Origin of the sequence: Kitasatospora sp. NPDC085879 (assembly GCF_040686255.1) — a bacterium.
Classification (GTDB): Bacteria; Actinomycetota; Actinomycetes; order Streptomycetales; family Streptomycetaceae; genus Kitasatospora.
On record NZ_JBFBJZ010000002.1, the window covers coordinates 107,576 to 134,146 of the forward strand.

Genomic DNA, 26,571 nt, shown 5'->3' on the forward strand with positions numbered 1-26,571 from the left:
CGGTGCGCGCGGCGGCCGAACCCACTGCCGCACCCCGCCGAACCTCGTCGAACTCGCCGCGTCCGGCGGTCCGGTGGCGGAGATCCCGGAGGGGCTGCCGCCTCGGCGTCGGCCACCCGTTGACCGGTGGCCGTTCCGACACCCCGTCGGTGCGGGCCGGTTCTTCGGGTGGGCCGCGGGGTCACTCCCCGGTCGGCCCCGGGGCGCGGCGGAGCGAACGCAGGGCGGTGGTGAAGGTGCCGGCGTCCTCGCCGAGCGGTTCGAAGAAGGCGCGGTCGCAGGCCTCGACCGCGGCGACGGCGCGGTCGGCGAGCGCCCGGCCCTCGTCGGTCGCGGCGAGGGCGCGGGCGCGGCGGTCGTGCGGGTGCGGCAGCCGGTGGAGCAGGCCGCGGGACTCCAGCGCGCGCAGCACCTGAGAGGTCATCATCGGATCGGTGGCGGCGTGGTCGGCGAGCTGCTTCTGCGTGACCGGGCCGTCCGCCTGCAGCCAGCTCAGCGAGGCGAGCAGCACGAACTGGACGTGGGTCAGCCCGTGCGGCTTGAGGGCGGCGCGCTGGGCGGCCTGCCAGCGGTTGGTGACCTGCCAGAGCAGCAGGCCGGGGCTCTCGTCGGCGTCGGTGAAGCCGCTGGCCAGGCGCGGCGGGTGGTCGGTCATGCGGTGACCATAGCGGCCCGGACGAGGTCGAGGTCGTGCGCCGTCAGCTCGACCAGGCCGCGGCGCAGCCGGTACCCCCAGTACGGGGCGGCGGTGAGGTCGAGGGCGCCGTCGAACTGCGCGAGCGGCGCCTCGGCGGTGCCGGGCAGGTAGTCGACGCGCCGCCGCCAGGGCTTGAAGGCGCCCTCGTCGGCCTGCCAGATCTCCTCGTCGGCGACGGTGCCGATGGCGGTGAAGGCGCGCAGCGGGCGCCCGTCGGTGAGACTCGTCCGGGGCGAGTAGTAGACCAGCCAGTCGCCGGCGCCCAGGCGGGCGACGGCGTCCCGGCGGCCGTGGTTGAGCTGGGCGATGCCCCGCCCGGTGCCGCGCTGCACGTGGTCGCGGCAGACGACGCCGAGCCAGGCCCTCATGCGCGGGCCTCCGCCTTGCTCTCGGCGACCGCCGCGAGCCGGTCGAGGTCCTGCTGGAGGGTGGCCCGGATGTCCTTGCCGAGGATCGCGTTCCAGAGCGGGGCGAGCGGGCCGGCGAGGGTGACGTCGACCCGGACGAGGGTGGTGCCCTCCGCGGTGCGCTCCACGAGGTGACGGAAGGTCAGCCGGGCGCCGAGCAGGCGGGAGACGTCGGTGAACTCCCGCCCGGGGACGAGCACCTCGACGGTGAAGGGCACCTTCGGCCCGCCCTTGGGCTTGAGCACCCCGGTGGCGCCCTGCACGAAGGGGCCGTCGAGGCGGACCCAGGCGGTGTCGGCGTTCCACTCCGGCCAGGTGGCCATGTCGGCCCAGCGGGCGAAGAACGCGGACGGGTGGGCGGTGGAGACGGTCTGCGCCGTGGCGAGCTGCTTCATGTGAATACTATGCGCGCTTAGTATCTTCCGCGTCAAGCCCGTCCGGACGGTCGTCAGGCGGGGGTCAGGACGTGCTCCCTGCGGTCCGCCTGGTGCAGCCGGCGCTCGCGGGCGGCGATGTGCTTCGCCACGATCGCGGCGTCCTTGCCGGCACCGCCGACCAGCATCGAACTGAACGCCCGCTGGAAGGACAGCCCGCAGAAGTACAGGCCGGGCGCGTCGTCGGCCACGCCGCGGTGCTCCAGCGGCCAGCCGTCCGGGCCGGCCACCGGCAGGTCGATCCAGCCGAAGTCCTGCCGGAACCCGGTGCACCAGACCACGTTGGCCACCTCAACCACCCGGTCGTCGCCGAGCACCGGCATCCCGTCCCGCACCCCGGTCATCCGCTCCGGCACCCGCTCCACGCCGGCCCGCGCCAGGTCCTCGGCCCGCACCCGCAGCAGCGGGCCGCCGTGCGAGCGGACCTCGTCGCGCATCCGCCGCCCCAGCGGCGTGCCCATCGTGAGCACGTGGTCGGCGATCTGCCACAGCACCGGGAACACCAGCCGCGTCGACCGGGCCTCCAGGGTGACCGGGATCTGCCCGGTCGCCCGACCGCAGAGCACCGTCCGATGCCGCCCGGCCACCTCGTACGCCACGTCCGCACCCGAGTGCGAGGCGCCGACCACCAGCACCGGACCGTCCCGCAGCTGCCGTTCGTTGTGGTAGGCGGAGGAGTGCAGCTGCAGGATCCGCGGATCGAGCTGCGGCGCGAACGGCGGGACGTACGGGCCGCGGCCGAAGGTGCCGGTGGCGACCACCACGTTCTCGGCCAGCAGCCGGCCGTGGTCGGTGTCCACGGCGTAGCCGCCCTCCGCGCGGGACACCCGGGTCACCCGCGTGCCGGAGCGCACCGGCAGCCGGAACCGCTCCGCGTACGCCTCCAGGAAGTCCGCCACCTGGTCCTTGCCGGGGAACGACCAGCCGGGCGCAGGGAAGCGCATGCCCGGCAGCCCGTCGTAGCGGGCCGGGCTGTACAGCCGCAGCGAGTCCCAGTGCGAGCGCCAGTTGTCACCGATCCGGTCGTTGCCGTCCAGGATCACGAACTCCCGTCCGCGACGCGCCAGATGATGGCCGACGGAGAGTCCCGCCTGCCCCGCGCCGATCACCACCGTCTCGTGAAGCTCCCCGTTCATGACTCCTCCTCCGTTCCGTTCTCCGCCCCCGGTCGTGCGAGCAGCGCCAGCACCCGGTTCAGCAGGTCCTCCGCCTCGGCCAGTCGGCCGCGGGCCGCACAGACCGCGCCGAGCGCCCGCAGCGGCACTGCCAGCCGCGGATCCTCCGGGCCGTAGGCGGCCGTGCAGGTGCGGACCGCTCGCCGCAGTGCGCGCTCGGCGGCCGCGTGCTCGCCGCGCTCCGCCAGCGCCGTCCCGAGGGCCGTCGCCGCGCCGCCCGCCCGTGCGAGTGACCGGGCCTGTGCGTCCGGGGCCTGCGCCTGCGCCGTCACGGTCGTCGCCGCCTTCCGTGGCCGTTCGCCGTTCGCCGTACTCCGACGCTAGGACGCGGGGGTGGGGCGGCACATCGGCAGAACCATGTGTTCCGGGGCCGCGCCGATGGGCAGTTGTGCGCAGGCGGCCGACGGGTGTCAGCGGTCCGGGGTGCGGGCCCCGGCCCCGGCGAGGCCGTGCTCGAAGGCGTACGCGGCGGCGGCCGTACGGGAGCCGGCATCCAGCTTGCCGAGGATGTTGCTGATGTGCCGGGCCACCGTCTTCTCGCTGAGGTGCAGCTCCCGGGCGATCGCATGGTTGGTGCCGCCCTCCGCGACCAGCCGCAGCACCTCCACCTCGCGCGGGGTCAGCCCGGCGGGCGCCTCCACCGGGCCCGGGCCCCCGCCGCCGTCCCGTTCCGCGGCCGCCGCCCCGGCCAGCGCCAGGTCCGGCGCGGCGCCCAGCCGGGCGAACCCGGCCGTCGCCGCGTCCAGCTCCACCGCCGCCGTGTCCTCGTCCCCCAGCGCCCGGCAGGCATGCGCCACCAGCATCCGCGCCCGCGCCGTCTCGTACGGCACGTCCAGGTCCCGCCACAGCCGCCAGGCCCGGCGGGCCTCCGTCAGCGCCTCCGCCTCCACCCCGGGCGACGCCCCGGACGTCGTCCGCTCGGCGAGCAGCAGCGCCGCCCGGGCCTGCGCCGCCTGCGCGTCCAGGGCGGGCCGCCGGAAGGCCGCCGCGATACCGGCGAGCTCCTCGACCGCCGCCCGGGCCTCGGCCGTATCGCCCATCGCGAGGGCGATCTCCACCAGGGCGGGCAGCAGCCGGGCCCGGGCCGGCCGGTCCGCCGCCTCGGCCAGAGCCCGCCGGACACCGCCCGCCGCCGTCTCCGGCCGGCCCTGCGCCAGCCGTAGCAGTGCCAGCCCCGGCTGGGCGTCGCAGCCGTACTGTCCGGACTGCCGGTACGCCTCCTCGGCCTGCCCCCACTCCCCGCGCAGCCGGTGGATCTCGCCCAGCTGGTAGAAGGCGCCACCGGCGAGGAACTCCCCGAACCCGCGGGTCAGCCGCTCGCACGCGCTCCGCGCCTGGACGGCGGCGTTCGGCCAGTCGCCCACCAGCCGCAGCAGCTCCGAGCGGTGCACCAGGCAGATCCCCGAATAGCCGCCCTCGAACTGCGGCAGCGCGTCCGTCCAGGCGTCCAGCGCGACCGTCCACTCACGGGCCCGCCGCAGCTCCTGCAACTCCTGGCACACCGCGATCACCATGCAGTACACCCAGCCGGTCACCCGCGGGCCGGTCTCCCCGGCGGTGACCGCCACCATCGCCTCGTCCAGCAGCGCCAGACCCTCGTCCACCCGCTCCTGACCGATCCGCGCGGCCCCCTGGAACTGGGCGGCCAGCACCGCCAGATCACGGTCCCCGAACCGCTCGGCCAGCTCCAGGGCCCGCGCCGCCGTCCCGAACGACGCCTCGTGCTCGCCCTCCTGCAGCTGCCGCTCCGCCTCCCGCACCAGCAGATATCCGTGCTCCGCGCACGGCGGACCCGACTCCGCCAACCGCCCGGCCCGCGCCAGCCAGCCCCCCGCATGCGCGAACTCCCCGCGCATCGCCAGCACCTCCGCCAGCCAGAACGCACAGCGCAGTGAACCGCGGACGTCCGCCTCCCCCTCACGCGCCAGGTACGCCCGCTGCAGGACGGCCACCGCCTCCTCGCCCCGGCCGAGCAACTGCGCCGCCTCGCCCCAGTCCTCCAGATCGCCGACGCCCAGACCGCCCGGCTCACCGCCGTCCGCGGCGGCGTACAGCTCGCAGGCGTCCCGCCAGGCGTTCCCGCGGTGCGAGCGCCTGGCGTCGGCCAGTACCGCGGTCGCATCCATGACTGCCTCCGGCCCCCACAGGGCCCCGCCCCCATTGAACCGCCGCCGCCCCCGTCTGTCAGCCGCCCGACACCCGGGCCGGCCGGCGACGCGCGGTGCTCAGAACTCCGCCGTGTCGAGGTCGAGGTCGAACGGCGGCGGCAGGTGCACCGGGACACCGAACGGGTGGGGCCCCTCCACCAAGGCGTAGCCCAGCTGGCCGGGCTGCGAGAACAGGGGTGCAGGTCCGCTCCTGGCGGTCGACCAGCAGGTAGACCGGAGCGCCGAACTGCGCGTAGCGGCGGCGCTTCGCCGTGCGGTCGGTGTCCCCGTTCGACGGGGAGGTGACCTCCACGACCAACACCGTCCGGTCCGGCAGGAGTGCGCCCTCGGTCTTGCCCAACTCGACCGGTACCACGGCGAGATCCGGTACGTAGAAGTTCTCCGTACCGGGCAGGTCGAGGTTCCCGGAACCGGCGCGCAGGCCGAGCGCGCATCCGGGGGCCGATCTGCTCACGAATCAGGTCGACGGCGCTCTCGTGCGCCCAGGACGGGGAGACGGGGGTGACGGCTCCCTCGACGATCTCGACGCGGTCGCCCGCGATGTGCTGGATCGCGTTCTTCAGGGCCAGCTCCGGATCGGGCACCCGGCTGTAGTCGCCGGGGCCCGCATGCGCCGTGCTCACCTGCTGGTCTCCTGTCCGGTGGGGCCGGAGCGGCGGACACCCGCCGTGGTCGCCAGGCTACCGGGAGCGGGAATCGCCGGCGGCGGTGAAAACCGGTGGCCTGCCCGTGGCGTGTCCGGTGTACTTCGGGGCCGGTCCGGCGGGTGGAGGAGGCGGGGGCGGTGGATGATCCGGATTTCGCGGTGCGGCTGACCGGCGCGGGGGAGACCGGGATCGAGGCGGTGAAGGCGGTGCGGGCGGTGACCGGGGGCGAGCCTGTGGGAGAGCAGGCGGATGCTGGACAGCGCCCCCGTGACCGTCCTGGAGCAGGTCGGCCTCGCGTCGGCGGCCACCGCGGCGGCGACCCTCCGGGCGGCCGGGGCGGGGGCCGACATCAGCTGCGGCTGGTGCCCGCCGACGGCTCGCCGGTGACCCCGGGGCCGTGCGAATCCCTGTACTGGCCCACCGCGCACGTCCGGAGCGCCGACATCTCCCGGGACGTCCGGCGCAGCGGATGCGGTGACGGTCAGGTCAGGAGGCGGGTTCGGTCGGCAGGGGCTGTCGGTGGGCGAGGTGGGCGCCGAGGGTGGCGGTGGCGGTGGCTGCGGTGAGGCCGGCGAGGCCGAGGAGGCGGCCGGTGGTGGGGGTCGTGCCGGTGCGGGCGGCGCGGCAGCGGGCGGCCAGGGAGGCGGACTGCAGGGCGGCCGCGGTGACGACGCCCAGCGCGTGGACCAGGCCGGTGCGGCGCTGCTCGGGGGTGAGGGTCGACCAGTCGGCCCAGCCCGTCCAGGCGGCGGGGGCGGCGCCGATCAGGCCGATCCTGGTGAGGTGGCGGGCGGCGTCGGGGGAGGTGCAGGCGGCGTCCAGCAGGGAGGCGGACAGCCAGCAGCCCACCGGCACCTGGACCACCGCGGGGTGCAGCGGATGGCCGAGCCACACCCCGTGCAGGGCGTCCCGCAGGGGCTGCGGCAGCTTCCGCAGCAGCCCGTGCAGGCGCTCGGACACGGGGTCGAGGGCGGCCCAGCCGGACGGTGCGTCCAGCCACTCGGCGAGCGGCGGACGCCGGGTGCCGGGGAAGGTGTGAACGTCCATACCCGGCGACTTGCCGGTTTCGGTGCCGGTCAAACCCGGGCAGGACGGGCCAAATCCGTCAGAAGTGGCCGAGCAGCTCGGTGAAGCTGCGAAGCTCCAGGGTCGCGGTGTGCGCGCCGAACTCCTCGTGCTCCAGCACCCAGGTGTGCTCGTGCGGGATGAAGATCGCGTTCAGGCCGGCCCGGCGGGCGGGCACGATGTCGGACTTGGGGGAGTTGCCGATCATCCAGGTGCGCTCGGGGGCGAGCGAGAGCTCGGCGACCAACCGGTGGTAGGTGTCGACGTTCTTCTCGGCCACGATGTGGATCCCGCCGAAGTGGTGGGCGATGGCGGACTCCTCGACCTTGCGCCGCTGCTCGGTCTCGTCGCCCTTGGTGAGCATCAGCAGCCGGTGCCGCCCGGCGAGCCGGGCGAGGGTGTCGGCGACACCGGGGATGAGCTCGACGGTGCGGCTGGTCAGCGGGAGCAGCAGGTGGTCGATCCGGTCCCGGTCCTCCGCGGTGACCTTCCGGCCGTGCAGCTGCTCCAGGCTCTCCGCCAGGTTGTGCCGGAACACCGCGGCGCCGTAGCCGAGCGTCGCCGCGTTCGCGGCCTCGACCGCGTCGAGCACCGCCCGGGCGGCCTGCCGGGCGGCAGGGTCCGCGGCATCGGCGGCCACCCAGTCCAGGAAGCCGTCGATGACGCGCTCGAAGAGCACGTTGTTCTCCCACAGGGTGTCGTCGGCGTCGAAGACGAGCACCTGGTCGGCGTGCAATCCATCCACCTCATCGGTCATTGTGACGGTCCGTCAGGGTGAGGTCGGGGCCGGAGCCCCGTCCGCGAGCAGTGCGGTGACCCGGGCGAGCGACTCCCGCAGGGCCTCGCCGCGGGCCGCCGTGGACGCCTCCGCCAGGGGGAGCCACCGCACCCGGGCACCGGGCCGCTCCGGCCGGGCCGCCGCCGGGGTGCCGGTGGCGAGCACGAAGCGGAGGTCGGCGTGCTCGTGGGCCGGTTCGCGGTCGTTCGCGGGCACCGGCAGGACGACGACGTGCAGCAGCGCCGCCGACGGCCAGAACACCAGATCCCGCAGGCCGGTCTCCTCGCGGGCCTCACGGAGCGCCACCGCGCCCGGGAACTCCTCGCCGGGATCGCCGTGCCCGCCGACCTGCAGCCAGTCCTGCTGGCGCTCGTGCCAGCGCAGCAGCACCTCCCGCCCGGCGGGGTGCACGATCAGTGCGGAGGCGGTCACGTGCAGCGGCCGCTCCCGCGCGTACGGGTCGTCGGCGGCCGCGAGGGGTGCGATCCGGGCGAGGTCCGCGGCCTCGCGGTCGGTGCGCGGCCGGTGGTCGGCCAGCAGCTCGGCGATCGTCCGCGGCCCGCCGGAGGCCGCGGGGCCGTCGGTGGTCCGCGTTCCCGCGTGTTCCGTTCCGGCCATGCAACCCTCCGTGCCCGTGGCGCGTGCGACCGGTCGGCCGGCACCCGTCGAACCTAGCCGGGCCGCGGCGCTCCGCGTACCGATTTTCCTCCGCCGCGGCCCCGCCGTACACCCTCCGCTACCGGCCCGCGGGCCGGGTACGCGCGGGCGGCCCGTCACCCTGGGCGACCCCGCTCGGCGGCCGGGCGCCCGGCCGACCGTCCGTCAGCTGAAATCCCGTGCGCGGACCGCGCCGACCGCTTGCCCGTCGGCCACGGACCGTCACCTCCGACGGCCGACCCGCCGCCCCCGGGCCCGCCCGCCCCCTGCGCCACCGTCACCCCGCGCAGCCGCCGCCCCGGCCACCGCCGGCCCGGGCCGTTCCGGCCGGTCGGCCACGGACCGTCACCACCGGCCGGGCGGGCGGCAGACGGCCCTCCGCGGGCGATTGAGCCGGCCGCCGAGGAGGTCGACACTGGAAGGGGGCGAGCCGTCGGAGGCATGCCATGGGACCAGCGATCGTCTATGTGCACGGGATCGGCAACAAGCCGCCCGAGCCACAGTTGAAAGAGCAATGGGACGTCGCGCTGTTCGGCCGGCCGATGGGCGGCGTCTCGCGGATGGCGTACTGGGCGCCGCTGCGCTACCACGAACCCCTGCCGGCACCGGTACCCGACGACGGCATCACCGAACTGCCGCCCTCGGGCGCCGGACTGGAGGCCGCCCGGCCCACCGCCCCCGCCCCGCCGGAGGAGTTCCTCGCCGCCGTCCGCGCCGAGACCGGATCCGGGCCGTTCGAGAGCACCGGCCCCACGCCGCTCGACCCCTGGCTGCGGAGCATGGTGTACGCCGCCGAGGCGCTCTCCGCCGGCGAGGGCGCACCCGGCGCCGCCGCCGGGCTCGAGGTGCTGCCACTGCCCAGGTTCGGCCGCACACTGGCCTTCCAGACCCTCGCCCGGCACGCCTTCAAGGACGTCCACGCGTACTTCTTCGGCGGGATGCGCGAGCAGATCCAGAAGGTCGCCGCGAGCGCCCTGGAGGAGGCCGACGGGCCGGTCGTGGTCGTCGGCCACAGCCTCGGCTCGGTCATCGCCTACGAGGTGCTGCGCACCTACCCCGGCGAGGTGCCGCTGCTGATCACCATCGGCTCGCCGCTCGGCATCACCGAGATCCAGGACCGGCTCGCCGCCCCGCTGACCGTGCCACCCGGCGTCGCCGCCTGGCGCAACGCCTGCGACGCCCGCGACCTGGTCGCCCTGGACAGCACCGTCCGCCCGGAGTACGAGCCGGGCAGCCTCACCGAGGACGTGCTGGTGGTCAACGACAGCGCCAACCACCACGGCGCCGCCGAGTACCTCGCCTGCCCGGCCGTCCGCGCGCCCGTGCGGGCCCGGATCGCGGCCTGACCGGCCACCGCACCCGCCCCGCGGGCCCGCCGACCGACCGCGGGCCCGCCCACCCCGACCGGGGGAACCCCTGATGCCGATGCCCGGAGCGCAGATGCGGGAGGCCGTCGCCGCCCTGCTCGACGCCTTCACCCTCGCCGGCTTCGACCAGATGCTCCGCCTCCACCTCGACCGCCGCCGCGAGGAGATCTCCCTCGGCGGCAACCTCCGCGCGGTCGCCTTCGACGTCCTCGACACCGCCGACCGCGAAGGCTGGGCCCCCGCCCTGCTCGCCGGCGCCCGCGAGGCCAACCCCACCAACCCGCGGCTGTCCGCGGTCGCCGAGCAGTGGCGGATCGGCCCCGTCCAGCCCGAACAGCGGGACACCCTGGAACGGCTGCTCGGCGACCGGCCCGGCTACCTCGACCCCACCGACTGGCGCCGCCGGCTCGGCGCCCTCGAAGGCGTCGTCGGCCGCGTCGAGGTCGGCACCGACGCCGGCACCTGCTTCGGCACCGCGACGCTCGTCGCCCCCGACCTCTGCCTCACCAACCACCACGTCCTCGCCCCGGTGATCGAGGCCCGCAGCAAACCCTCCGATGTGCTCGTCCGCTTCGACCACAGGAAGTCCGCCGACGGCACCGTGCTCAACCCCGGCACCACCGTGCCGCTCGCCGACGGCGACTGGCTCGTCGACGCCAGCCCGCCCAGCCCGGTCGACAGCCGCGCCAACCCCGGCGACGCCCTGCCCGCCGAGGACGAACTCGACTACGCACTCTTCCGCCTCGCCGCCGAGGCCGGCCGCGAACCCGTCGCCGCCGACCGCGCCGCCCCCGACGCCCCCGCCCGCGGCTGGATCACCGGCTCCGCCGCCCCCGCCGACAGCGACCGCGACATCCTGCTGCTGCTCCAGCACCCCGCCGGCGGGCCGCTCAAACTCGCCCTCGGACCCATCCTCGGCACGAACGCCAACCACACCCGCGTCCGGCACGGCGCCGACACCGAACCCGGCTCCTCCGGCTCACCCTGCTTCGACCTCGACCTGCGGCTCGTCGCCCTCCACCACAGCGGCGACCCCGACTACAGCCCCGGCCACCGCCCCGCCTGGAACGAGGCGATCCCGCTGCCGGCCGTCCACACCCTGCTGGAGCGGCGCGGACACGCAGGCCTGCTCTTCCCCCCGGCCGACTAGGAGGCGGTGGCGTTGAGACTCTCCGGCGCGGACCGGCGGCACCTCGTGGAGGCCGTCGTCACCGACTACGAGCAGGAGGACCTCCAGCAGGAACTCTCCTACATCGACCGTAGACTCGCCGCCATCAGCACCGGCGCCGACCTGCGCACCACCGTCCACCGGGTCGTCGAGGAGGCCGAACGGGCCGGCTGGCTCGAAGAGCTCCTCGGAGCCCTGCGCAACGGCCGGTTCCCCGCCGTGGCCGCCCTCGCCGACCGGCTGCTCACCGCCGTCCCGCCCGCCGCCGGCTACGACGACCGCCACGAGGACCCGTACGCCACCGACCTGCTCGGCCAGCGCCTCTTCCTCGACCGCACCCTGCTCCGCGCCCACCTCAAGGACCTGGTCTCCGACAGCCGCAGCCGCGTCCTGCTCGTCACCGGCCCCCGCTCCTGCGGCAAGTCCTACACCTGGTACCTCGTCAGCCACGTCGCCCAGCACCTGCAGACCTTCAAACCGATCCTCGTCGACCTCAGCGAATGGGCCGACCAGGTCTGCACCCCCTTCGACCTGATGAGCTCCGTCGCCTCCCAGCTCAAACTGCCCGAACCCACCGTCGACCAGTACGCCCAGGGCGCCGCCCAGGCCCGCCGGCTGCGCGACTGGCTGGTCGGCCAGCTCTACGACGAAAGCGTCCGCGCCAAGTACCTGCTCGTCGTCGACAGCCTCGACCACGTACCGCTGCAGGCCGACACCGCCGCCCTGATCGACCACCTCGCCGGCGCCGCCATCCGCGAACGCCTCCCCGGCCTGCGCGTCGTCCTCCTCGGCTACGGCCGCCCAGGACTCGACGCCCTCGACTCCGTCCTCACCGAACCCGTCGGCACCATCGACCGCCGCGTGCTCTGCGACTTCTTCGCCCGGCTCGCCACCGGCCTCGACACCGACATCGCCCCGCCCGTCATCGAGAACATCGTCGACCGGATGCTCGACATGCTCCCCGCCGACCGCGCCACCGCGATCCGCGAACTGCCCGGCACCGTCCGCGACACCGCGAACGCCGTCTTCGACAGGCAGGTACTGCGATGAGCAAGGCCCGCGAGCGCATCACCGCCGGCGCCGTCGAGGAACGCCTCGACCGGCTCACCCGCAGGACCGCCGAGGCGGCCCGCCCGCCCACCACCGTCGAACACGCCTACCGCCAGGCCGCCGCCGTCCTCGCCTGCTACGACCCGGCCACCCTCCGCCCGGTCGGCCACGAACCCGACGACGCCGCCCTGCAGGCCCTCCTCGCCGTCAGCGAACCCGTCTACGGCGCCGACGGCAGCCCCGAGTGGAGGCTCCCCGAAGCACTGCGCCGCACCACCCTCGCCGCCATGGCCGGCCAGGACGCCTACCACCGCGCCCTCGACGCCAACCCCGACCGGCCGCAGGGTCCCGTCCAACTCGCCCTCACCCGCTACCTCACCGACACCGCCCCGCCCCCCGCCGAACAGGGCCTCGACGAACTCCTCGCCACCGCCCGCGTCGCCGAATGGCTCGGCGGACTCGTCCCCGGCCTGCCCGGCCCCGCAGAGATCACCGACCACCTCGAACGCCGCCAACTCCTCGAACCGCTGCGCCACCTGGTCAGCACCCACTTCGGCGGCCGCGCCGACATCCTCGCCGAACTCGCCGAGCACACCGCCGGCACCGACCCCCGACCGATGCTGATCTGGGGCCCCGGCGGCATCGGCAAGTCCACCGTCCTCGCCCGCTTCATCCTCGACGGCGAACACCGCGGCACCTCCCCCCGGCTGCCCTTCGCCTTCATCGACCTCGACCGGCCCGGCGTCCTGCCGCAGGAACCGCTCACCCTCCTCCTCGACGCCGTCCGCCAACTGCGCATCCAGCACCCCGGCCTGCGCCCGCTCGCCGAGTTCTTCACCGGCAAGTGGATCGCCCGCGCCTCCGCCCCCGACCTGCACACCCTCGCCGCCGCGCACGCCGACTCCGCGGCCGCCGCCCGCGGCACCCCCGACCACATCACCGCCTCCGCCCGGCTGCTCACCGCCCCCTCCGAACGCGAGGAGCTGTACCGGGAGTTCGCTCGGCTGCTCGCCCTCGCCCTGCCCGAAGGGCCCGTGCTGCTCGCCGTCGACACCTTCGAGACCGCCGGGTACCAGGGCCCCGAGGTGCTCGCCGAACTCTGGCGGATGTTCGACCTGCTCGCCGACGCCAACCCCGCCCTCCGGGTCGTCCTCTCCGGCCGAGCCCCCGTCGACCTGCCCGCCCGCCAACGCCGCCTGCCCGACTTCGACCGCGACGCCGCCCGCGCCTACCTGCACTCCCTGCTCGGCCCCGACGCCGACCCGGCCGACCTGGACACCGTCATCGACCTCGTCGGCGGCAACCCGCTGAGCCTGCGCCTCGCCGCCGACCTCGTCCGCGCCGACGGCGCCACCGACCTCGCCGGCATCGGCGCGGACGGCACCCGCGAACGCATCACCGGCGAACAGCTCCACGGCTACCTCTACCGGCGCGTCCTCGACCACATCGAGGACCGCGACGTGCGCCGACTCGCCCGGCCCGCCCTGGTGCTCCGCCGACTCACCCCCGCCGTGCTGCGCTACGTGCTCGCCCGCCCCAGCGACGTACCCGTCCCCGACGACCTGCGCGCCGCCGAACTCTTCGACCTGTTCGCCCGCGAGGTCTCGCTGCTCACCCTGGCCGCCGACGGCGCCCTCGAACACCGCGTCGACGTCCGCAGGCAACTCCTGCCGCTGCTGCGCGCCGAGGCGCCCGACCAGGTCGCCGAGATCCACCAGGCCGCCGTCCTGCACTACCTGCACCACGACGACCTCACCGCCCGCGCCGAGGAGCTCTACCACCGGCTCAGCCTCGGCGAGTCCGCCGCCGAACTCGACCGGCGCTGGCAGCCCGGCGTCGAGGCACTGCTCACCGGCTCCATCGACGAACTGCCGCCCGGCGCCCAGGCCTACCTCGCCTCCCGCTCCGGACGGACGCTGTTCTCCGCCACCCTGCGCGAGGTGCCCGCCGAGGAATGGGAACGGCACGCCGAGGTCCAGGTCACCCGGCTGCTCGAACTCGACGACCCGCAGGGCGCCGCCGAGGTCCTGGCCGACCACCCCGTCCGCACCGAGCGCGGCAGCCGCCTGCTGCTGCTGGAGGCCCGGGTACGGGCCGCCCTCGGCGAACTCGACGCCGCCCGCATGCTGGCCGCCGCCGCCCGCAGCCGCGCCGTCGAGGAGGCCGAGCCGGCCGTGCAGCTGGAAGCCGACTTCGCACACGCCCGCTGGGCCGTCGACGAAGGCTTCGCGGCGGAGGCCGGGCCGGTCCTCGCCGAAGCCGTCCGGCTCGCCGAGGAGCTCGGCGACCGGCTGATGGAGATCCGGGTGGAACTCGCCCGCTGGGAGATCGCCCGCCGCCGGGCCGACGGCGCGGCCGAGGCCGAGGAAGTCGCCGGGCGGCTCGACCGGCTGGTCGACGACCGGGCGGTCGAACTGCTCTCCCAGGACCCGCGGCTGCTGCTCGCCGCCACCGGCGCGGTCGGCGACCGCCGGCCCGGCCTCGTCCGGCAGAGCCTGCGGGTGATCGGCCTGCGGCGGTTCACCGCCCGGCAGCGCGCGAGCCTGGCGAAGGTGCTGGCGGCGTGGGACACCACGCTCGGGGGCGAGGCCGCCCGGACGGCCGCCTCGGCCGGGCCCGGCGCCGTCCTGCCCGCCACCGGCTTCTGGCCGAAGTGGCTGGCCACCGCGACCCCCGCCCAGGCCGCCAACGCCCTCACCGCGCTCACCGCGGCCCTCCCCGGCGGCACCGCCGTCCTCGCCGAACTCGCCGGCGTCTACCGTCAGTGGCTCGACCGCGACGGCCCGGCCGGGGACGGGGGCTGAGCCGGCCCGCCTCGTGCAGGCCCGAGCGCTCACCGTGCGGCAGGTGCCACGCTCAGGCCCTTCCGGGCGCGTTGGAGCACCTGGACCAGACGGCCTTCGGACGGCCGTCGTCCGGCGAGCAGCCGGTTGCAGTGCAGGTGGACGTAGCTTCCGAACAGCCGGTCGGGGGCGGCGGCGAGGCGGCCGGTGGCCGCCAGCTCGGACAGCCGGGCCGCGGCGTCGGCGAGCGCCGTCCGCCGCTCGCGCAGGATCTCCGCCGCCGCGTTCCCGAGCAGAGCCGGCCCCTCCGGGGTACCGAGCAGGGCGCGCAGGCGCTGCTGGTGGACGCGGTAGTCCTCGCCGCCCTGGCGCCGGGCCTGCCGGTAGAACTGCCGGGCCCGGTCGGAGTCCACCGCAGCCGGTCCTCGGCGCTGAGCCCGAGCCCGGACAGCAGGTCGTCGGTGGTGACGGCGACCAGCTCGGTGAGGTCCGCCGAACGGTGCGCCGGCCCCCTCGGCGAGCAGGCGCATCACGGCCCTGCTGTCGGCGCAGAAGATCTCCTCGCTGACGTCGGTCCCTCGGTGCCGCCGTACCGCTCGAGTTCACGGTCGTACGTGTCGATCACGAGGCGTGAGACGAGGCCCTCCCCGGTGAGCCGGGAGGCGAAGCGGGTGACCTCCGGGAGCAGGTGCCGGGTCAGCGCGTCCGGTGCGTCCTTCCAGCGCACCCGCAGATGGGGGTGCGGGTCGGTGTACCGGATGAAGAACCACCGCTCGGCGAGCCCGGACGCCTCGGCCATCTCGCACAGCTCCCTCAGCGGGCCGGCCAGCATCTCGTCCTCCCGGTCCGAGTCGCAGTAGAACTTGACGAACAGCCAGTCGGTTCCGGGCAGCCTGGTCCGGTCGTGGACGGGCGTGGGGCGCACCACGCCGTTCGCGGCCGTCCGGCCGGGGGCGGTCGTGCGGGAAGCGCCCACCGCGGCCGGGCGGAGGACCAGCGGCACCACGAACTCGCTCATGAAACGGCCGTCCACCCCCGGTACCCAAGCGGAGTCGGCAGGTCGAGGTCGAAGTCGTCCACCGGCGCGGCCCTCTTGACCTGGGTGAACTGCACCGTCGCATCGCGCCTGAGAGTGACCTGCGTCGCCTCCAGTCCGACGAACGGCGGCTCGCCGGTGTCGACGGTCTTCACCGAGAGCACGTCCGAGGCGTCGAACTCGGCGTAGTAGTCCAGCTGCTTGTTGAATTACAGCCGCCGGCGCGGTCGCTGTCTCCCAGCAGCCCGTTGAGCGTGATGGTTCTGGCCGGTTGCTCCGTCGGGCCGGTCAGACGCTCCGACACGAAATCGTCCTGCGGGCGGTCGCCGATGCCACCTGGGTCATCGGGTTCCGGATTCTCGCCAGTCACGTCGACCTCGAGAAGTGATCGTTCAACTGCCATGGCGGTTCGGGTCGGCGCGTGCCGCCGGTCACTCACCGCATGCCGAACCCCATGGGGACACGGACTCCGACAGGGCAGGCACTCGCGCCTCGGTGACTCGCAGTCACTTCTGTTCTTCTCTCCGGTCCCGTTGTGATACGCCGGACGGGTGAGCGCAGCGCGGCTCAGCCGGCGGGGCCGAGGGCGCGTTCGGTGATGTTGCGGGCCATGCCGCCGAAGACCACGGCGTGGAAGGGGGCGACGGACCACCAGTAGGCATGGCCGGCCAGGCCGTGCGGGTGGAAGAGGGCCCGTTGGCGGTAGACGGCGCCGCCGTCGCCGTCCGGGGCGACGGTGAGTTCCAGCCAGGCGGGCCCGGGCAGCCGCATCTCGGCCCGCAGCCGCAGCAGCCGCCCGGGTTCGATCTCCTCGACCCGCCAGAAGTCCAGCGAGTCGCCGACCCGCAGCCGGGCCGGGTCGCGTCGGCCGCGGCGTAGCCCGACCCCGCCGACCGCGCGGTCCACCCAGCCGCGCAGCGCCCAGGCGAGCGGGAACGAGTACCAGCCGTTCTCGCCGCCGATGCCCTCGACGACCCGCCAGACGGCCTCCGGCGCGGCGCCCACGCGCCGCTCGCGGACGTCCTGGTAGAGGCTGCCGCCGGCCCAGTCTGGGTCGGTGGGCAGCGGGTCGCTGGGCGCGCCGGGCAGGGAGGCGCTCGACCAGCGGGTGACGACCTCGTCGTCCCGGATGCGGCGCAGCGCGAGCCGGACGGCGTCCTCGAAGCCGATGAGGCCGCGCACCGGCCGGCCGAGGCCGGGCACGGTCTGCCCGGCCGGGTCGGGGACGTACCGGGCGATGTCGTGCTCGGCGCAGACAACCTCGTGCCGCAGCGACTCGACGAGCGGCCGGGCGATGGCGTTGGGGACGGGGGTGACCAGGCCGACCCAGTGGCCGGAGAGCCGCGGCGTCAGCACGGGCACCGGCACGACGATCCGGCGGGGCAGCCCGGCGACGGCCGCGTAGCGCAGCATCATCCGGCGGTAGGTCAGGACGTCGGGGCCGCCGATGTCGAAGGCCCGGTTGACCTCGGGCGGCAGGTCGGCGGCGGCGACCAGGTAGCGCAGCACGTCCCGGACGGCGATCGGTTGGATCCGGGTGTCGACCCAGCTGGGGGTGACCATGACCGGCAGTCGCTCGGTGAGGTGGCGGAGCATCTCGAAGGAGGCGGAGCCGGAGCCGATGATCACCGCGGCGCGCAGTTCCGCGGTCGGCACCCCGCTCTCGCGCAGCAACCGGCCGACCTCGGCCCGGGAGCGCAGGTGCGGGGAGAGTTCGGCGGCGGGGACGCCGGAGGGCACCAGCCCGCCGAGGTAGACGATCCGCCGGACGCCGGCCCGGGCGGCGGCCGCGCCGAAGGCCCGGGCGGCGTCCCGGTCGGTGCGTTCGAAGCCGGGGCCGGTGCCGAGCGAGTGGACGAGGTAGTAGGCGGTGTCGACGTCCTCGAAGGCCGGGTCGAGGGTCTCCGGCCGGGTGACGTCGCCGGTGGCGGTCTCCACCCGGGCCCGCCAGGGGTGGTCGCGGAGCCGTCCGGGGTCGCGGACCAGGCAGCGCACGGTTCGGCCGGCCGTGAGCAGTTCGGGCACCAGGCGGCCGCCGATGTACCCGGTGGCGCCGGTCACCAGGCAACGCGTCGGCCGGGCGGTCTGTTCGGTCATCGGGTCCTCCCGGAGCGGTGTCCTCGGAGCGGTGGGGCGGGTAGCCGATCAGAAGGCGTACCGCACCCTGAGCCAGGGCGCGTGCCGGTCGATCAGGCCGCGGAGCTCGGCGAGCGCCGCGGCCTTGCCGGCGGCCCGGTAGCGGACGTTCGGGCTGCCGTTCTCGGACCGCTTCGCCTCCTGCAGGGCCGGGCGCCACAGCAGCTCCTCGGCCTTGGGGTGCCAGCCGAGGTTGACCTCGTGCAGCTCCCGGTTGTGCGTCAGCATGATGATCTCAGCGGCGGCCTGGGCCTTCACGGCGGCGGGCAGCATGTCGTCCATCCGGTGCAGCAGTTCGGCCCAGTCGCGCTGCCAGCCGGCGCGCAGGACGACGGGGGAGAGGTTGAAGTGCACCTCGTACCCGGCCGCGAGGAAGTCGCCGGCGGCGGCGATCCGGTCGGGGACGGGCGTGGTGCGGATGTCCAGCAGCCGGGCGTCGGCGGGCGGCATCAGCGAGAAGCGGATCCGGGTGCGGCCGCGCGGGTCGAGGCCGAGCAGCTCGCGGTTGACCCACTTGGTGGCGAAGGACGCCTTGGCGGTCGGCCACGCACGGAACGCGCGGACCAGGTCTGCGGTGTTGTCGCAGATCAGGGCGTCCACCGAGCAGTCGTTGTTCTCGCCGATGTCGTAGACCCAGGCGGCGGGGTCGCACTGGGTGGGCGCGGGTTTGCGGCCCTGGCGGCGGACGTGTCCGGCGAGGTAGGAGACGATCCGGTCGATGTTGGTGAAGACGGTGATCGGGTTGGCGTAGCCCTTGCGGCGCGGCACGTAGCAGTAGGCGCAGGCCAGTGCGCAGCCGTTCGCGGAGCTGGGGGCGATCCAGTCGGCGGAGCGGCCGTTGGGCCGGGCGGTGAGGGTCTTCCTCTCGCCGAGCACCAGGACCTCGCTCTTGATCCGGGCCCAGCGTTCCACGTTGCCGGCGTTGCCGTGCAGGTGCGGGATCCGCCAGTGCGAGTCGACCTCGACCACCCGCGCCTCGGGGAAGCGGGCCAGGACCTGGCGGCCGCGCGGGGAGGCGGCGGCCGCCGGCTCGGCGTGGATCTCCCGGACGTGGAACAGCTGCTGCAGGCGGCGTTCGGAGGTCACGGCGGTCGGTCTCCCGGTGGTGCGTGCGGTCGGCTGGGGCGGTGCGGGTCGGCGTTGCCGGATCGGCGGCGCCGGATCGGCGGTGGTGTCGTGCGCGGTGTTCGGAGCCGACGGGCGACCGGATGGGGTGGGCCGCGGCCCCGGACCGGTCCGGCGCTTCGGGGGCGGCCGAGCCGCGGGTTCGGCATGCTGGGAGCCGTCCGCGGGCTTGGTGCGGCCGGCGGGCGATCCGACGGGCAATCCGGTGGGCGCCCGGCTCCGAACCCCGGGTGCCCGACGACCGCCGCCGCCCGAGGACGACGGTCCCGCCGACGACCCGGAGGTTCCCGATGTCCGCCACCCGTCCGACGGGCAGGCCGCAGGCCTGTCCGGCCCGACCGGCGGTCCGCGCCGCCCGACCCATCGGGGTGGCGGATTGAACACGGTCGTCCATCTGTCCGGACCGCACCGCCGCGGCCCGGATCTCAAGGAGCTCGTCGCCCAGGTGGCCTTCGGCGACCAGGACGCCTTCGGCCGGCTGTACGACGCGGTGGCCGGGCCCGTCTTCGGCCTGGTGCGCCGGGTGCTGCGCGACCCGGCGCAGTCGGAGGAGGTCACCCAGGAGGTGATGCTGGAGGTGTGGCGGACCGCCGCCCGCTACCAGCCGGACCGCGGCGAGGTGATGGCCTGGGTGCTGACCATGGCGCACCGCCGCGCCGTCGACCGGGTGCGCTCGGCGCAGGCCACCGCCGACCGGGAGCAGCGGGTCGCCGCCCGCTCGCACATGCCGGCCTTCGACGAGGTCTCCGAGCAGGTCGAGGGCAGGCTGGAGCGCGAGCAGGTACGGCGCTGCCTGAAGATGCTGACCGAGCTCCAGCGCCAGGCCGTCACCCTGGCCTACTACCGGGGCTACTCGTACCGTGAGGTGGCGGACATGCTGAGCACGCCGCTGGGTACCGTGAAGACCCGCATGCGGGACGGGCTGATCCGGCTGCGGGACTGCCTGGGGGTGGGGTCGTGACCATCGGAGCGGATCTGCACACGCTGACGGGCGCCTACGCGGCGCACGCCCTGGACGGGCCCGAGCGCGCCGAGTTCGAGCGGCACCTGGTGGTGTGCGAGCCGTGCGCGCTGGAGGTGCGGGAGTTCGCCGCCACGCTGGCCAGACTCGGGGCCGCGGAGGCCGAGACCCCGCCGGCCGAGCTCAGGGCCCGGGTGATGGCGGGCATCGGGTCGGTCCGGCAGCTCGCGCCGCCGTCCGCCGGGGCGCACGGCGCGCCGGAGTCGTCCGCGCGGCGGCGCGGCGGGTTCGCCCGGCACTGGCCGAAGTTCGCCCTGGCGGCGTCGGTCGCGCTGGCCGCGGCGCTCGGCGGCCTGGCCGTGGACCAGAGCCGCCGGGCGGACGAGGCGGACGCGCGGGCCGCCCAGCTGCAGGCCCAGCAGGCCGCGTTCGGCAGCCTGCTCACCGCACCGGACGCCCGGACGGCGACCGCCACCACGGGCTCCACCGGTGTCGGCACCGTCGTCTGGTCGCAGAGCCGCGGCCAGGCCGGGTTCCTGGCCTCGGGGATGCCGGCGCTGCCCGAGGGCAAGACGTACGAGCTGTGGTTCGACGACGCCGGGACGATGCGGCCGGCCGGTCTGCTGCCGGCCTCCAGCGGCTCGCTGCTGCTGCAGGGCCCGCTGGACGGCGCGGTCGGCGTCGGTGTGACGGTGGAGCCGGCGGGCGGCTCGGCCCACCCGAGCGGCGACCCGGTGATGCTGCTGCCCTTCAGCTGACGGCGGGCCGCCGCCCCCGGTGGTCACCGGGCGTGACCACCGGGGGCGGCTGTTGACCGAGCGTCAACCGTCACGCTTCGCTGTCGAGATGCCGTGCGACCAGGCGTAACGTGAGAAGAGGCCGGCCGTCGGTGTCATCCGCCCGGCGAGCTGACCGTCCACCAGTTCCATCTCGGCCGGCCGGCGTGAGCGCCGGTCCGCGGATCGGAGGCATCGGTCATGGTGGAGACAGCGGCACCCGCACCCGTCGTCCAGAAGTACTGCACCGTTCAACCACGGGTGGTGCCCGAGCTCCGGCCCGGGCTCGGCCTCGCGCGGGAGCGCGCGATACTCAACGTCGGCTCCAAGTGGGTCAACGGCACGCACATCCACTACGCCTTCCTCGACGGCACCGGCGGCGGCCGGGGCAAGGCCCAACTCGACCAGGTCCGGGACGCGTTCCGCGCCTGGAAGGACCTCGGCATCGGCCTGGAGTTCGAGGAGGTCGAGAGCCCGGCGATGGCCGAGGTCCGCATCGCCTTCGAGGACGACGGCTCGTGGTCGTACGTCGGCCGGGACGCCCTGACGATCGGCGGCGGCCAGGCCACGATGAACTTCGGCTGGGACGTCACCAGCACCTGGGGCCGCGCCACCTCGCTGCACGAGACCGGCCACTCCCTCGGCCTGGAGCACGAGCACCAGAACCCCAACGCCGGCATCCGCTGGAACGAGGAGGCCGTCTACGCCTCGCTCGCCGCACCGCCCAACAACTGGACGCGCGAGGAGACCTTCCACAACATCCTGCGCAAACTCTCCAAGGACGAGGTCACCGGCTCCGTCTGGGACGCGCTGTCCATCATGGAGTACCCCTTCGAACCCGGGCTGATCCTCGAACCGGAGAAGTACGGGCGCGAGGGCCTGCAGGGCGGGCTGACCCTCTCCGCGACCGACAAGGAAATGGTCCGGGCCTGGTACCCGCCGCTGACCGTCGGCCCGACCGCGCTGCAGCCCGGCGCCTCCGCCCCGCTCGACCTCTCCTCCGGCGGGCAGGCCGACTTCGGGCTCCAGCCCGGCGAGACCCGCGCGTACGACATCGGCAGCTTCGGCAAGAGCGACGTCGTCATGGTCGTCTTCGAGGACGTCGGCGGCGAACTGCGCTACCTCGCCGGAGAGGACGACAGCGGCACCGAGGCCAACGCCCGCCTGAACGTGCGCCTGGTCGGCGGGCGGCGCTACGTGCTGCGGGTCCGGCTGTACTCCGTCTACGGCGGCGGCCCCACGGCGGTCATGTACTGGTAGCCGGTCCGCGCGCGAACCGTTCACGACAACTCCACACCGGCCGGGGGCAATCCACCGGACGGGCCGCTCCGAAGACCCGGTAGCCAGCGAAGGAGCGGCCCGGCGGGAGCGCGGGCCCGTGCAGTGGAGGGGGCCCCGTGACAGTGCCCGGAACAGTGCCGGACGCGACGGCCGGAGGGGGCGCGCGGCCCACGCGCCCCGGCCGCACCGTCGCCGTGGTCGGCGCCGGAGTGGCCGGCCTGACCGCCGCCTGGGAACTCCACAAGGCCGGCGTCGCCGTCGAACTCTTCGAGGCGGACGGCCGGCTGGGCGGCCACGCCCACACCCAGCGCGCCGTGGGCGCCGACGGCCGCGAAGTGCCGCTCGACACCGGCTTCCTGGTGCACAACGAGCGCACCTACCCGCACCTCGTCCGGATGTTCCGTGAACTCGGCGTGCGCACCCGCGACAGCGACATGAGCATGTCCGTGCAGTGCCGCGGCTGCGGCCTCGAGTACGCCGGCGCCCGCGGCCCGGCCGGCCTGCTCGCCCGCCCCGACGCCCTGCTGCGCGGCCGCTACCTGCGGATGCTGTCCGAGGTGCCCCGCTTCCACCGGCGGGCCCGCCGCCTGCTCGCCGACCCCGCCGCCGGCGACCCCTCGTTGCGCCGGTTCCTCGACGAGGGGGGCTTCTCCCGGTACTTCACCAGCCACTTCATGACCCCGGTCGTCGCCGCCGTCTGGTCCTGCGCCCCCGACCTCGCCGGCGACTACCCGGCCCGCTACCTCTTCGCCTTCCTCGAGAACCACGGCATGCTCGGCGTCACCGGCTCGCCGACCTGGCGCACCGTCGTCGGCGGCTCCCGCAGCTACGTCGAGCGGATCGCCGAACGCCTCACCGCCGTCCACCGCTCCGCCCCCGTGACCGCCGTGCACCGCCACCACGACGGCGTGGAGATCACCACCGCGGACGGCCGCCGCACCGCCGCCGACGCCGTCGTCCTCGCCACCCACGCCGACCAGGCACTCCGGCTGCTGGCCCGCCCCACCCCGGCCGAACGCGAGGTCCTCGGCGCCTTCCACTACTCCCGCAACCCCACCGTGCTGCACCGCGACGTCTCCCGGCTGCCCCGCGCCGCCTGGGCCCGCGCCTCCTGGAACTACCGGATGGCCGACTGCGGCGGCAGCGCCGACGGCGTCCAGGTCAGCTACCACCTCAACCGGCTGCTCGGCCTCGACACCGACGAGGACTACCTGGTCACCCTCAACGCCGACCGGCACGATCCGCTGCCCGAGGAGCACATCGTCTCCCGCACCGTCTACGAGCACCCCGTCTACACCGCGCAGAGCGTCGCCGCCCAGCGCCGCCTGCCCGAACTCACCACCGGCCGCACCGCCTTCGCCGGCGCCTACCACGGCTGGGGCTTCCACGAGGACGGCTGCCGCTCCGGCGTGCACGCCGCCCTCGCCCTGCTCGGCCGCACCGCCTTCGCCGGCGCCGCCGACCACCCCGGCCTGCCGGCAGGCGTCCGATGACCGCCACCGCCGCCGCCCGCCGCACCCCCGACGCCGCCCTGCCCGGCCCCTGGGGCGCCGCCCTGTACGAGTGCCGGATCACCCACCTCCGCACCGCTCCGGTGCGGCACGCCTTCCGGCACCGCACCTACCTGTGGCTGGTCGACCTCGACCACCTGCCCGTGCTGCCCCGGCCGCTGCGCCCGCTCGCCCGCTTCCGGGCCGCCGACCACCCCGGCGACCCCCGCGGCACCCTGCGCGGCAACCTCGCCGCGTACCTCGCAGGTCAGGGCGTCGACCTGGCCGGCGGCCGGGTCCTGATGCTCGCGCAGGCCCGTTCGCTCGGCCACGTCTTCAACCCGCTCACCGTCTACTGGTGCCACGACGCCGAGGGCCGCCCGCTGTGCACCGTCGCCGAGGTGCACAACACCTACGGCGGCCACCACCGCTACCTGCTGCGCCCCGGCGCCGACGGCCGCGCCTCGGTGGCCAAGGAGTTCTACGTCTCGCCGTTCTTCCCAGTGGACGGCCGGTACCGGATGACCGTGCCGCAGCCGGGCGAGCGGCTCGCCCTGACCATCCGGCTGGAACGCGACGGCGGGCTCCCGTTCATCGCCACCGTGCGCGGACAGCGCGGCCCGGCCGGCCCGGCCGCCCTGCTGCGGGCCGCCCTGCGGCACCCGTTCGCCACCCTCGCCGTCAGTGTGCACATCCGCCACCAGGGCATACGCCTCCTGCTGAAGGGCCTGCCCGTGCACCCCCGCCCCAAGCCCACGCCCCCGACCCGTACCGGTTCCGCCGCAGAAGAGGTGTCCGCCCCGTGACCCGGACCGCCGCACCCACCACCGTCCCGCCGACCCCCGTCGACCCGGCCCGCTGGCCCGACGTCGCCCGCGTCCCCCGCACGAAACTCCGGGCCGCGGTCGCCGGACGCCTGCTCCGACGGGTCGCCCACCGGCGCGGCCTGCGCGTCGAACTCCCCGACGGCAGCGTGCTGGTGCCCGCCCCACCCGGTGCCGCCGTGCTCCGCCTGCACCGGCCCGAGGCCTTCCTCGCCCGGGTCGGCGCCACTGGCCTGATCGGCTTCGGCGAGTCCTACCAGGCAGGCGACTGGGACACCCCCGACCTGATCGGCCTGCTCGGCGTCCTCGCCACCGCCCCCGAGACCCTCGTCCCGACCGGCGCCCAGTGGCTGCGCCGCCTGTACGTGCAGCGGCCCCCGGCCGCCGAACTCCCCACCGCCGACAACGCCCGCCGCAACATCCACCACCACTACGACCTGTCCAACGACCTCTTCGGGCTCTTCCTCGACCGGACGATGACATACTCGTCCGCCGTCTTCCCCACCACCCCCTCCGGCGCACCCCTCGCCACCTGGGACAACCTGCCCGAGGCCCAGCACCGCAAGATCGACCGGCTGCTCGACCTCGCCGCCGTCGGCCCCGGCAGCCGCGTCCTGGAGATCGGCACCGGCTGGGGCGAACTCGCTCTGCGGGCCGCCGCCCGCGGCGCCCGCGTCACCAGCCTCACCCTCTCCGAGGAACAGCTCGGCCACGCCCGACTCCGCATCGCCGACGCCGGCCTCGCCGACCGCGCCGAGGTCCGGCTCTGCGACTACCGCTCCGCCGAGGGGCAGTACGACGCCGTGGTCAGCGTGGAGATGATCGAGGCCGTCGGCCGGCCGTTCTGGCCCGAGTACTTCCGCACGATCGACCGCGTCCTCGCCCCCGGCGGCCGGGCCGCCCTGCAGGCCATCACCATGCCGCACGACCGCATGATCGCCAGCAGCAACACCTACACCTGGATCCTCAAGTACATCTTCCCCGGCGGCCTCATCCCCTCCGTACAGGCCATCGACCAGGCCACCGCCCGGCACACCCGGCTGCGCGTCGCCGCCGACCACGCCTACGGCCCGCACTACGCCGAAACCCTGCGGCTGTGGCGGGAACGCTTCACCTACCGCGCCGACGAGGTCGACGCCCTCGGCTTCGACCGGGTCTTCCGCCGCACCTGGGAGCTCTACCTCGCCTACTCCGAGGCAGGCTTCCGCACCGGATACCTCGACGTCCGGCAGATCCTGCTCACCCGCGAGGAGACCGCCCGGTGACCGCCGCCCCCCGACTCGCCGCCCTCCTCACCGACCTGCTCGGCGGCCCGCCGCCGTTCCGGATCCGCGCCTGGGACGGCTCCACCGCGGGCCCCGACGACGCCCCGACCGTCGTCCTGCGCCGCCGCCGCGCCGTGCGCCGCCTGCTCTGGCAGCCCGGCGAACTCGGCCTCGCCGACGCGTACATCACCGGCGACCTGGACGTCGAGGGCGACCTCGCCGAGGGCCTCGGCACCGTCCGCCGGGCACTGGCCGGCCGCGGCCCCGTCCGCCCCGCCGTCCGCGACCTGCCGCGGCTGCTCGCCACCGCGGCCCGGCTCGGCGCCCTCGGCCCCCGGCCCGCCCCGCCCGGCGGCCGCGCCGCCGTCCGCGGCGCCCTGCACAGCCGCGGCCGCGACCGCGCCGTGATCAGCCACCACTACGACCTCTCCAACGAGTTCTACGCCCTGCTGCTCGGCCCCGCCATGGCCTACTCCTGCGCCTACTGGACCACCGGCGAACAGAGCCTGACGGACGCCCAGACCGCCAAGTTCGACCTGATCTGCCGCAAACTGGGCCTGCGCCCCGGCAGCCGCCTGCTCGACGTCGGCTGCGGCTGGGGCGCCCTCGCCCGGCACGCCGCGAAACACCACGGCGCCCGCGTCACCGCCGTCACCCTCTCCCGCCGCCAGCACGCCTTCGCCTCCGCCCTCGTCGCCGAGGCCGGCCTCACCGACCGCGTCGAGATCCTGCTGCGGGACTACCGGGACATCACCGACGGCCCCTACGACGCGATCAGCTGCGTCGAGATGGGCGAACACGTCGGCGAACGCCAGTACCCCGCCTTCGCCGCCCGGCTGCACGGCCTGCTCCGCCCCCACGGACGGCTCCTCGTCCAGCAGATGTCCCGCGGCGCCGACGCCCCCGGCGGCGGCGCCTTCATCGAGACCTACATCGCCCCCGACATGCACATGCGCCCGGTCGGCCGCACCGTCGACCTGCTGGAGGCCACCGGACTCGAAGTCCGGCACGTCGAGGCCATGCGCGAGCACTACGCCCGCACCATCGACGCCTGGTACGACACCCTCCACGAGCGGCACGCCGACTTCACCGGCCTGGTCGGCGAACAGACCGTCCGGCTCTGGCGGCTCTACACCGCCGGCAGCTCCCTCGCCTTCGCCGAACGCCGGATGGGCGTCGACCAGATCCTCGCGGTCCGCCCCGCCGGCGACGGCGGCAGCGGCGCACCCGCCACCCCCGCCCCCTGGTACGGGGCCGCCCCGTGAACACCGCCGCCTTCGC

General features: G+C 75.2%; 24 protein-coding genes and 2 pseudogenes. 12 read left to right on the plus strand and 14 right to left on the minus strand.

Going from position 1 to position 26,571, the window contains the following annotated elements:
- Nucleotides 1–181: 181 nt before the first annotated feature.
- The 7 genes and pseudogenes from AB0P35_RS02200 to AB0P35_RS02230 all read right to left on the minus strand — a co-directional run bounded on the left by AB0P35_RS02200 (nt 182) and on the right by AB0P35_RS02230 (nt 5,504).
- Complete coding sequence (locus tag AB0P35_RS02200; protein ID WP_363505231.1) at nt 182–655, minus strand: MarR family transcriptional regulator; 474 nt, start codon at nt 653–655, stop codon at nt 182–184.
- Complete coding sequence (locus AB0P35_RS02205; protein ID WP_363505234.1) at nt 652–1,065, minus strand: EVE domain-containing protein; 414 nt, start codon at nt 1,063–1,065, stop codon at nt 652–654. The genes AB0P35_RS02200 and AB0P35_RS02205 overlap by 4 nt, the downstream gene beginning before the upstream one ends.
- Complete coding sequence (locus tag AB0P35_RS02210) at nt 1,062–1,499, minus strand: SRPBCC family protein (protein WP_095871706.1); 438 nt, start codon at nt 1,497–1,499, stop codon at nt 1,062–1,064. Before AB0P35_RS02210 ends, AB0P35_RS02205 begins: the two co-directional genes overlap by 4 nt.
- 53 nt (nt 1,500–1,552) lie before the next feature.
- Complete coding sequence (locus AB0P35_RS02215) at nt 1,553–2,674, minus strand: NAD(P)-binding domain-containing protein (RefSeq protein WP_363505237.1); 1,122 nt, start codon at nt 2,672–2,674, stop codon at nt 1,553–1,555.
- A complete protein-coding gene (locus tag AB0P35_RS02220; RefSeq protein WP_363505240.1) occupies nt 2,671–2,985 on the minus strand; it encodes a tetratricopeptide repeat protein in 315 nt (104 codons plus the stop codon). The genes AB0P35_RS02215 and AB0P35_RS02220 overlap by 4 nt, the downstream gene beginning before the upstream one ends.
- A 138-nt stretch (nt 2,986–3,123) precedes the next feature.
- Entirely contained in the window at nt 3,124–4,839 is a 1,716-nt protein-coding gene (locus tag AB0P35_RS02225; RefSeq protein WP_363505243.1) for a response regulator transcription factor, read from the minus strand.
- Between the two features lie 99 nt (nt 4,840–4,938).
- Nucleotides 4,939–5,504 (minus strand): annotated as a pseudogene (locus tag AB0P35_RS02230) (Uma2 family endonuclease).
- A 273-nt stretch (nt 5,505–5,777) separates the two neighbouring features.
- Between AB0P35_RS02230 and AB0P35_RS02235 the strand changes: the two are divergent.
- Complete coding sequence (locus AB0P35_RS02235; protein WP_363505246.1) at nt 5,778–5,915, plus strand: hypothetical protein; 138 nt, start codon at nt 5,778–5,780, stop codon at nt 5,913–5,915.
- 99 nt (nt 5,916–6,014) lie between these two features.
- On the opposite strand, the gene AB0P35_RS02240 is transcribed toward AB0P35_RS02235, so the two are convergent.
- Genes AB0P35_RS02240 through AB0P35_RS02250 form a run of 3 tightly spaced genes read right to left on the minus strand, consistent with a single transcriptional unit; the run spans nt 6,015 to nt 7,989 of the window.
- Nucleotides 6,015–6,608, minus strand: a complete 594-nt coding sequence (locus AB0P35_RS02240) for a DUF2231 domain-containing protein (protein ID WP_363505249.1) — start codon at nt 6,606–6,608, stop codon at nt 6,015–6,017.
- 25 nt (nt 6,609–6,633) lie between these two features.
- Nucleotides 6,634–7,338, minus strand: a complete 705-nt coding sequence (locus tag AB0P35_RS02245; RefSeq protein ID WP_363505252.1) for an HAD family hydrolase — start codon at nt 7,336–7,338, stop codon at nt 6,634–6,636.
- A 24-nt stretch (nt 7,339–7,362) separates the two neighbouring features.
- On the minus strand, nt 7,363–7,989 hold the full coding sequence (locus AB0P35_RS02250) for an NUDIX domain-containing protein (protein WP_363505255.1): 627 nt from the start codon (nt 7,987–7,989) through the stop codon (nt 7,363–7,365).
- A gap of 485 nt (nt 7,990–8,474) precedes the next feature.
- On the opposite strand from AB0P35_RS02250, the gene AB0P35_RS02255 reads away from it, so the two are divergent.
- The 4 genes from AB0P35_RS02255 to AB0P35_RS02270 all read left to right on the plus strand — a co-directional run bounded on the left by AB0P35_RS02255 (nt 8,475) and on the right by AB0P35_RS02270 (nt 14,417).
- On the plus strand, nt 8,475–9,374 hold the full coding sequence (locus AB0P35_RS02255) for a hypothetical protein (RefSeq protein ID WP_095871699.1): 900 nt from the start codon (nt 8,475–8,477) through the stop codon (nt 9,372–9,374).
- A 73-nt stretch (nt 9,375–9,447) separates the two neighbouring features.
- A complete protein-coding gene (locus AB0P35_RS02260; protein WP_363505258.1) occupies nt 9,448–10,545 on the plus strand; it encodes an effector-associated domain EAD1-containing protein in 1,098 nt (365 codons plus the stop codon).
- Between the two features lie 6 nt (nt 10,546–10,551).
- Nucleotides 10,552–11,613: an effector-associated domain EAD1-containing protein gene (locus AB0P35_RS02265; RefSeq protein WP_363505261.1), complete on the plus strand. Its 1,062-nt coding sequence runs from the start codon at nt 10,552–10,554 to the stop codon at nt 11,611–11,613.
- Complete coding sequence (locus AB0P35_RS02270; protein ID WP_363505264.1) at nt 11,610–14,417, plus strand: hypothetical protein; 2,808 nt, start codon at nt 11,610–11,612, stop codon at nt 14,415–14,417. The genes AB0P35_RS02265 and AB0P35_RS02270 overlap by 4 nt, the downstream gene beginning before the upstream one ends.
- Nucleotides 14,418–14,446: 29 nt before the next feature.
- Here the strand turns inward: AB0P35_RS02270 and AB0P35_RS02275 are convergent.
- From AB0P35_RS02275 to AB0P35_RS02290, 4 genes and pseudogenes are all read right to left on the minus strand, one after another.
- A pseudogene (locus tag AB0P35_RS02275) lies at nt 14,447–15,414 on the minus strand (thiopeptide-type bacteriocin biosynthesis protein).
- Entirely contained in the window at nt 15,411–15,587 is a 177-nt protein-coding gene (locus tag AB0P35_RS02280) for a hypothetical protein (RefSeq protein ID WP_363505267.1), read from the minus strand. Before AB0P35_RS02280 ends, AB0P35_RS02275 begins: the two are co-directional and overlap by 4 nt.
- Nucleotides 15,588–15,999: 412 nt before the next feature.
- Complete coding sequence (locus AB0P35_RS02285) at nt 16,000–17,529, minus strand: SDR family oxidoreductase (protein ID WP_363505270.1); 1,530 nt, start codon at nt 17,527–17,529, stop codon at nt 16,000–16,002.
- Between the two features lie 48 nt (nt 17,530–17,577).
- A complete protein-coding gene (locus tag AB0P35_RS02290; RefSeq protein ID WP_363505273.1) occupies nt 17,578–18,654 on the minus strand; it encodes a spore photoproduct lyase family protein in 1,077 nt (358 codons plus the stop codon).
- Between the two features lie 415 nt (nt 18,655–19,069).
- Here AB0P35_RS02290 and AB0P35_RS02295 point away from each other — a divergent pair, with 415 nt between their 5' ends.
- From AB0P35_RS02295 to AB0P35_RS02325, 7 genes are all read left to right on the plus strand, one after another.
- Nucleotides 19,070–19,654 (plus strand): sigma-70 family RNA polymerase sigma factor, encoded by a 585-nt coding sequence (locus AB0P35_RS02295; protein ID WP_095871691.1) that lies wholly within the window; start codon nt 19,070–19,072, stop codon nt 19,652–19,654.
- On the plus strand, nt 19,651–20,412 hold the full coding sequence (locus AB0P35_RS02300) for an anti-sigma factor (protein WP_363505277.1): 762 nt from the start codon (nt 19,651–19,653) through the stop codon (nt 20,410–20,412). Before AB0P35_RS02295 ends, AB0P35_RS02300 begins: the two co-directional genes overlap by 4 nt.
- Nucleotides 20,413–20,631: 219 nt before the next feature.
- Nucleotides 20,632–21,690, plus strand: coding sequence for a M12 family metallopeptidase (locus AB0P35_RS02305; protein WP_363505280.1), 1,059 nt, complete (start codon nt 20,632–20,634; stop codon nt 21,688–21,690).
- Nucleotides 21,691–21,905: 215 nt separating this feature from the next.
- Nucleotides 21,906–23,204: an FAD-dependent oxidoreductase gene (locus AB0P35_RS02310; protein WP_363505750.1), complete on the plus strand. Its 1,299-nt coding sequence runs from the start codon at nt 21,906–21,908 to the stop codon at nt 23,202–23,204.
- Complete coding sequence (locus tag AB0P35_RS02315) at nt 23,201–24,007, plus strand: DUF1365 domain-containing protein (RefSeq protein WP_363505283.1); 807 nt, start codon at nt 23,201–23,203, stop codon at nt 24,005–24,007. Before AB0P35_RS02310 ends, AB0P35_RS02315 begins: the two co-directional genes overlap by 4 nt.
- Nucleotides 24,004–25,290 carry a cyclopropane-fatty-acyl-phospholipid synthase family protein gene (locus AB0P35_RS02320; RefSeq protein ID WP_363505286.1) on the plus strand — a complete coding sequence of 429 codons (1,287 nt, stop codon included), beginning with the start codon at nt 24,004–24,006 and terminating at the stop codon, nt 25,288–25,290. The genes AB0P35_RS02315 and AB0P35_RS02320 overlap by 4 nt, the downstream gene beginning before the upstream one ends.
- A complete protein-coding gene (locus AB0P35_RS02325) occupies nt 25,287–26,555 on the plus strand; it encodes a cyclopropane-fatty-acyl-phospholipid synthase family protein (RefSeq protein WP_363505289.1) in 1,269 nt (422 codons plus the stop codon). The genes AB0P35_RS02320 and AB0P35_RS02325 overlap by 4 nt, the downstream gene beginning before the upstream one ends.
- Nucleotides 26,556–26,571: the final 16 nt, after the last annotated feature.

Coding starts and splice junctions, on each gene's coding strand:
- AB0P35_RS02200 (WP_363505231.1), bottom strand. CDS start 655: ATGACCGACCACCCGCCGCGCCTGGCCAGCGGCTTCACCGACGCCGAC.
- AB0P35_RS02205 (WP_363505234.1), bottom strand. CDS start 1,065: ATGAGGGCCTGGCTCGGCGTCGTCTGCCGCGACCACGTGCAGCGCGGC.
- AB0P35_RS02210 (WP_095871706.1), bottom strand. CDS start 1,499: ATGAAGCAGCTCGCCACGGCGCAGACCGTCTCCACCGCCCACCCGTCC.
- AB0P35_RS02215 (WP_363505237.1), bottom strand. CDS start 2,674: ATGAACGGGGAGCTTCACGAGACGGTGGTGATCGGCGCGGGGCAGGCG.
- AB0P35_RS02225 (WP_363505243.1), bottom strand. CDS start 4,839: ATGGATGCGACCGCGGTACTGGCCGACGCCAGGCGCTCGCACCGCGGG.
- AB0P35_RS02235 (WP_363505246.1), top strand. CDS start 5,778: ATGCTGGACAGCGCCCCCGTGACCGTCCTGGAGCAGGTCGGCCTCGCG.
- AB0P35_RS02250 (WP_363505255.1), bottom strand. CDS start 7,989: ATGGCCGGAACGGAACACGCGGGAACGCGGACCACCGACGGCCCCGCG.
- AB0P35_RS02255 (WP_095871699.1), top strand. CDS start 8,475: ATGGGACCAGCGATCGTCTATGTGCACGGGATCGGCAACAAGCCGCCC.
- AB0P35_RS02260 (WP_363505258.1), top strand. CDS start 9,448: ATGCCGATGCCCGGAGCGCAGATGCGGGAGGCCGTCGCCGCCCTGCTC.
- AB0P35_RS02270 (WP_363505264.1), top strand. CDS start 11,610: ATGAGCAAGGCCCGCGAGCGCATCACCGCCGGCGCCGTCGAGGAACGC.
- AB0P35_RS02285 (WP_363505270.1), bottom strand. CDS start 17,529: ATGACCGAACAGACCGCCCGGCCGACGCGTTGCCTGGTGACCGGCGCC.
- AB0P35_RS02305 (WP_363505280.1), top strand. CDS start 20,632: ATGGTGGAGACAGCGGCACCCGCACCCGTCGTCCAGAAGTACTGCACC.
- AB0P35_RS02315 (WP_363505283.1), top strand. CDS start 23,201: ATGACCGCCACCGCCGCCGCCCGCCGCACCCCCGACGCCGCCCTGCCC.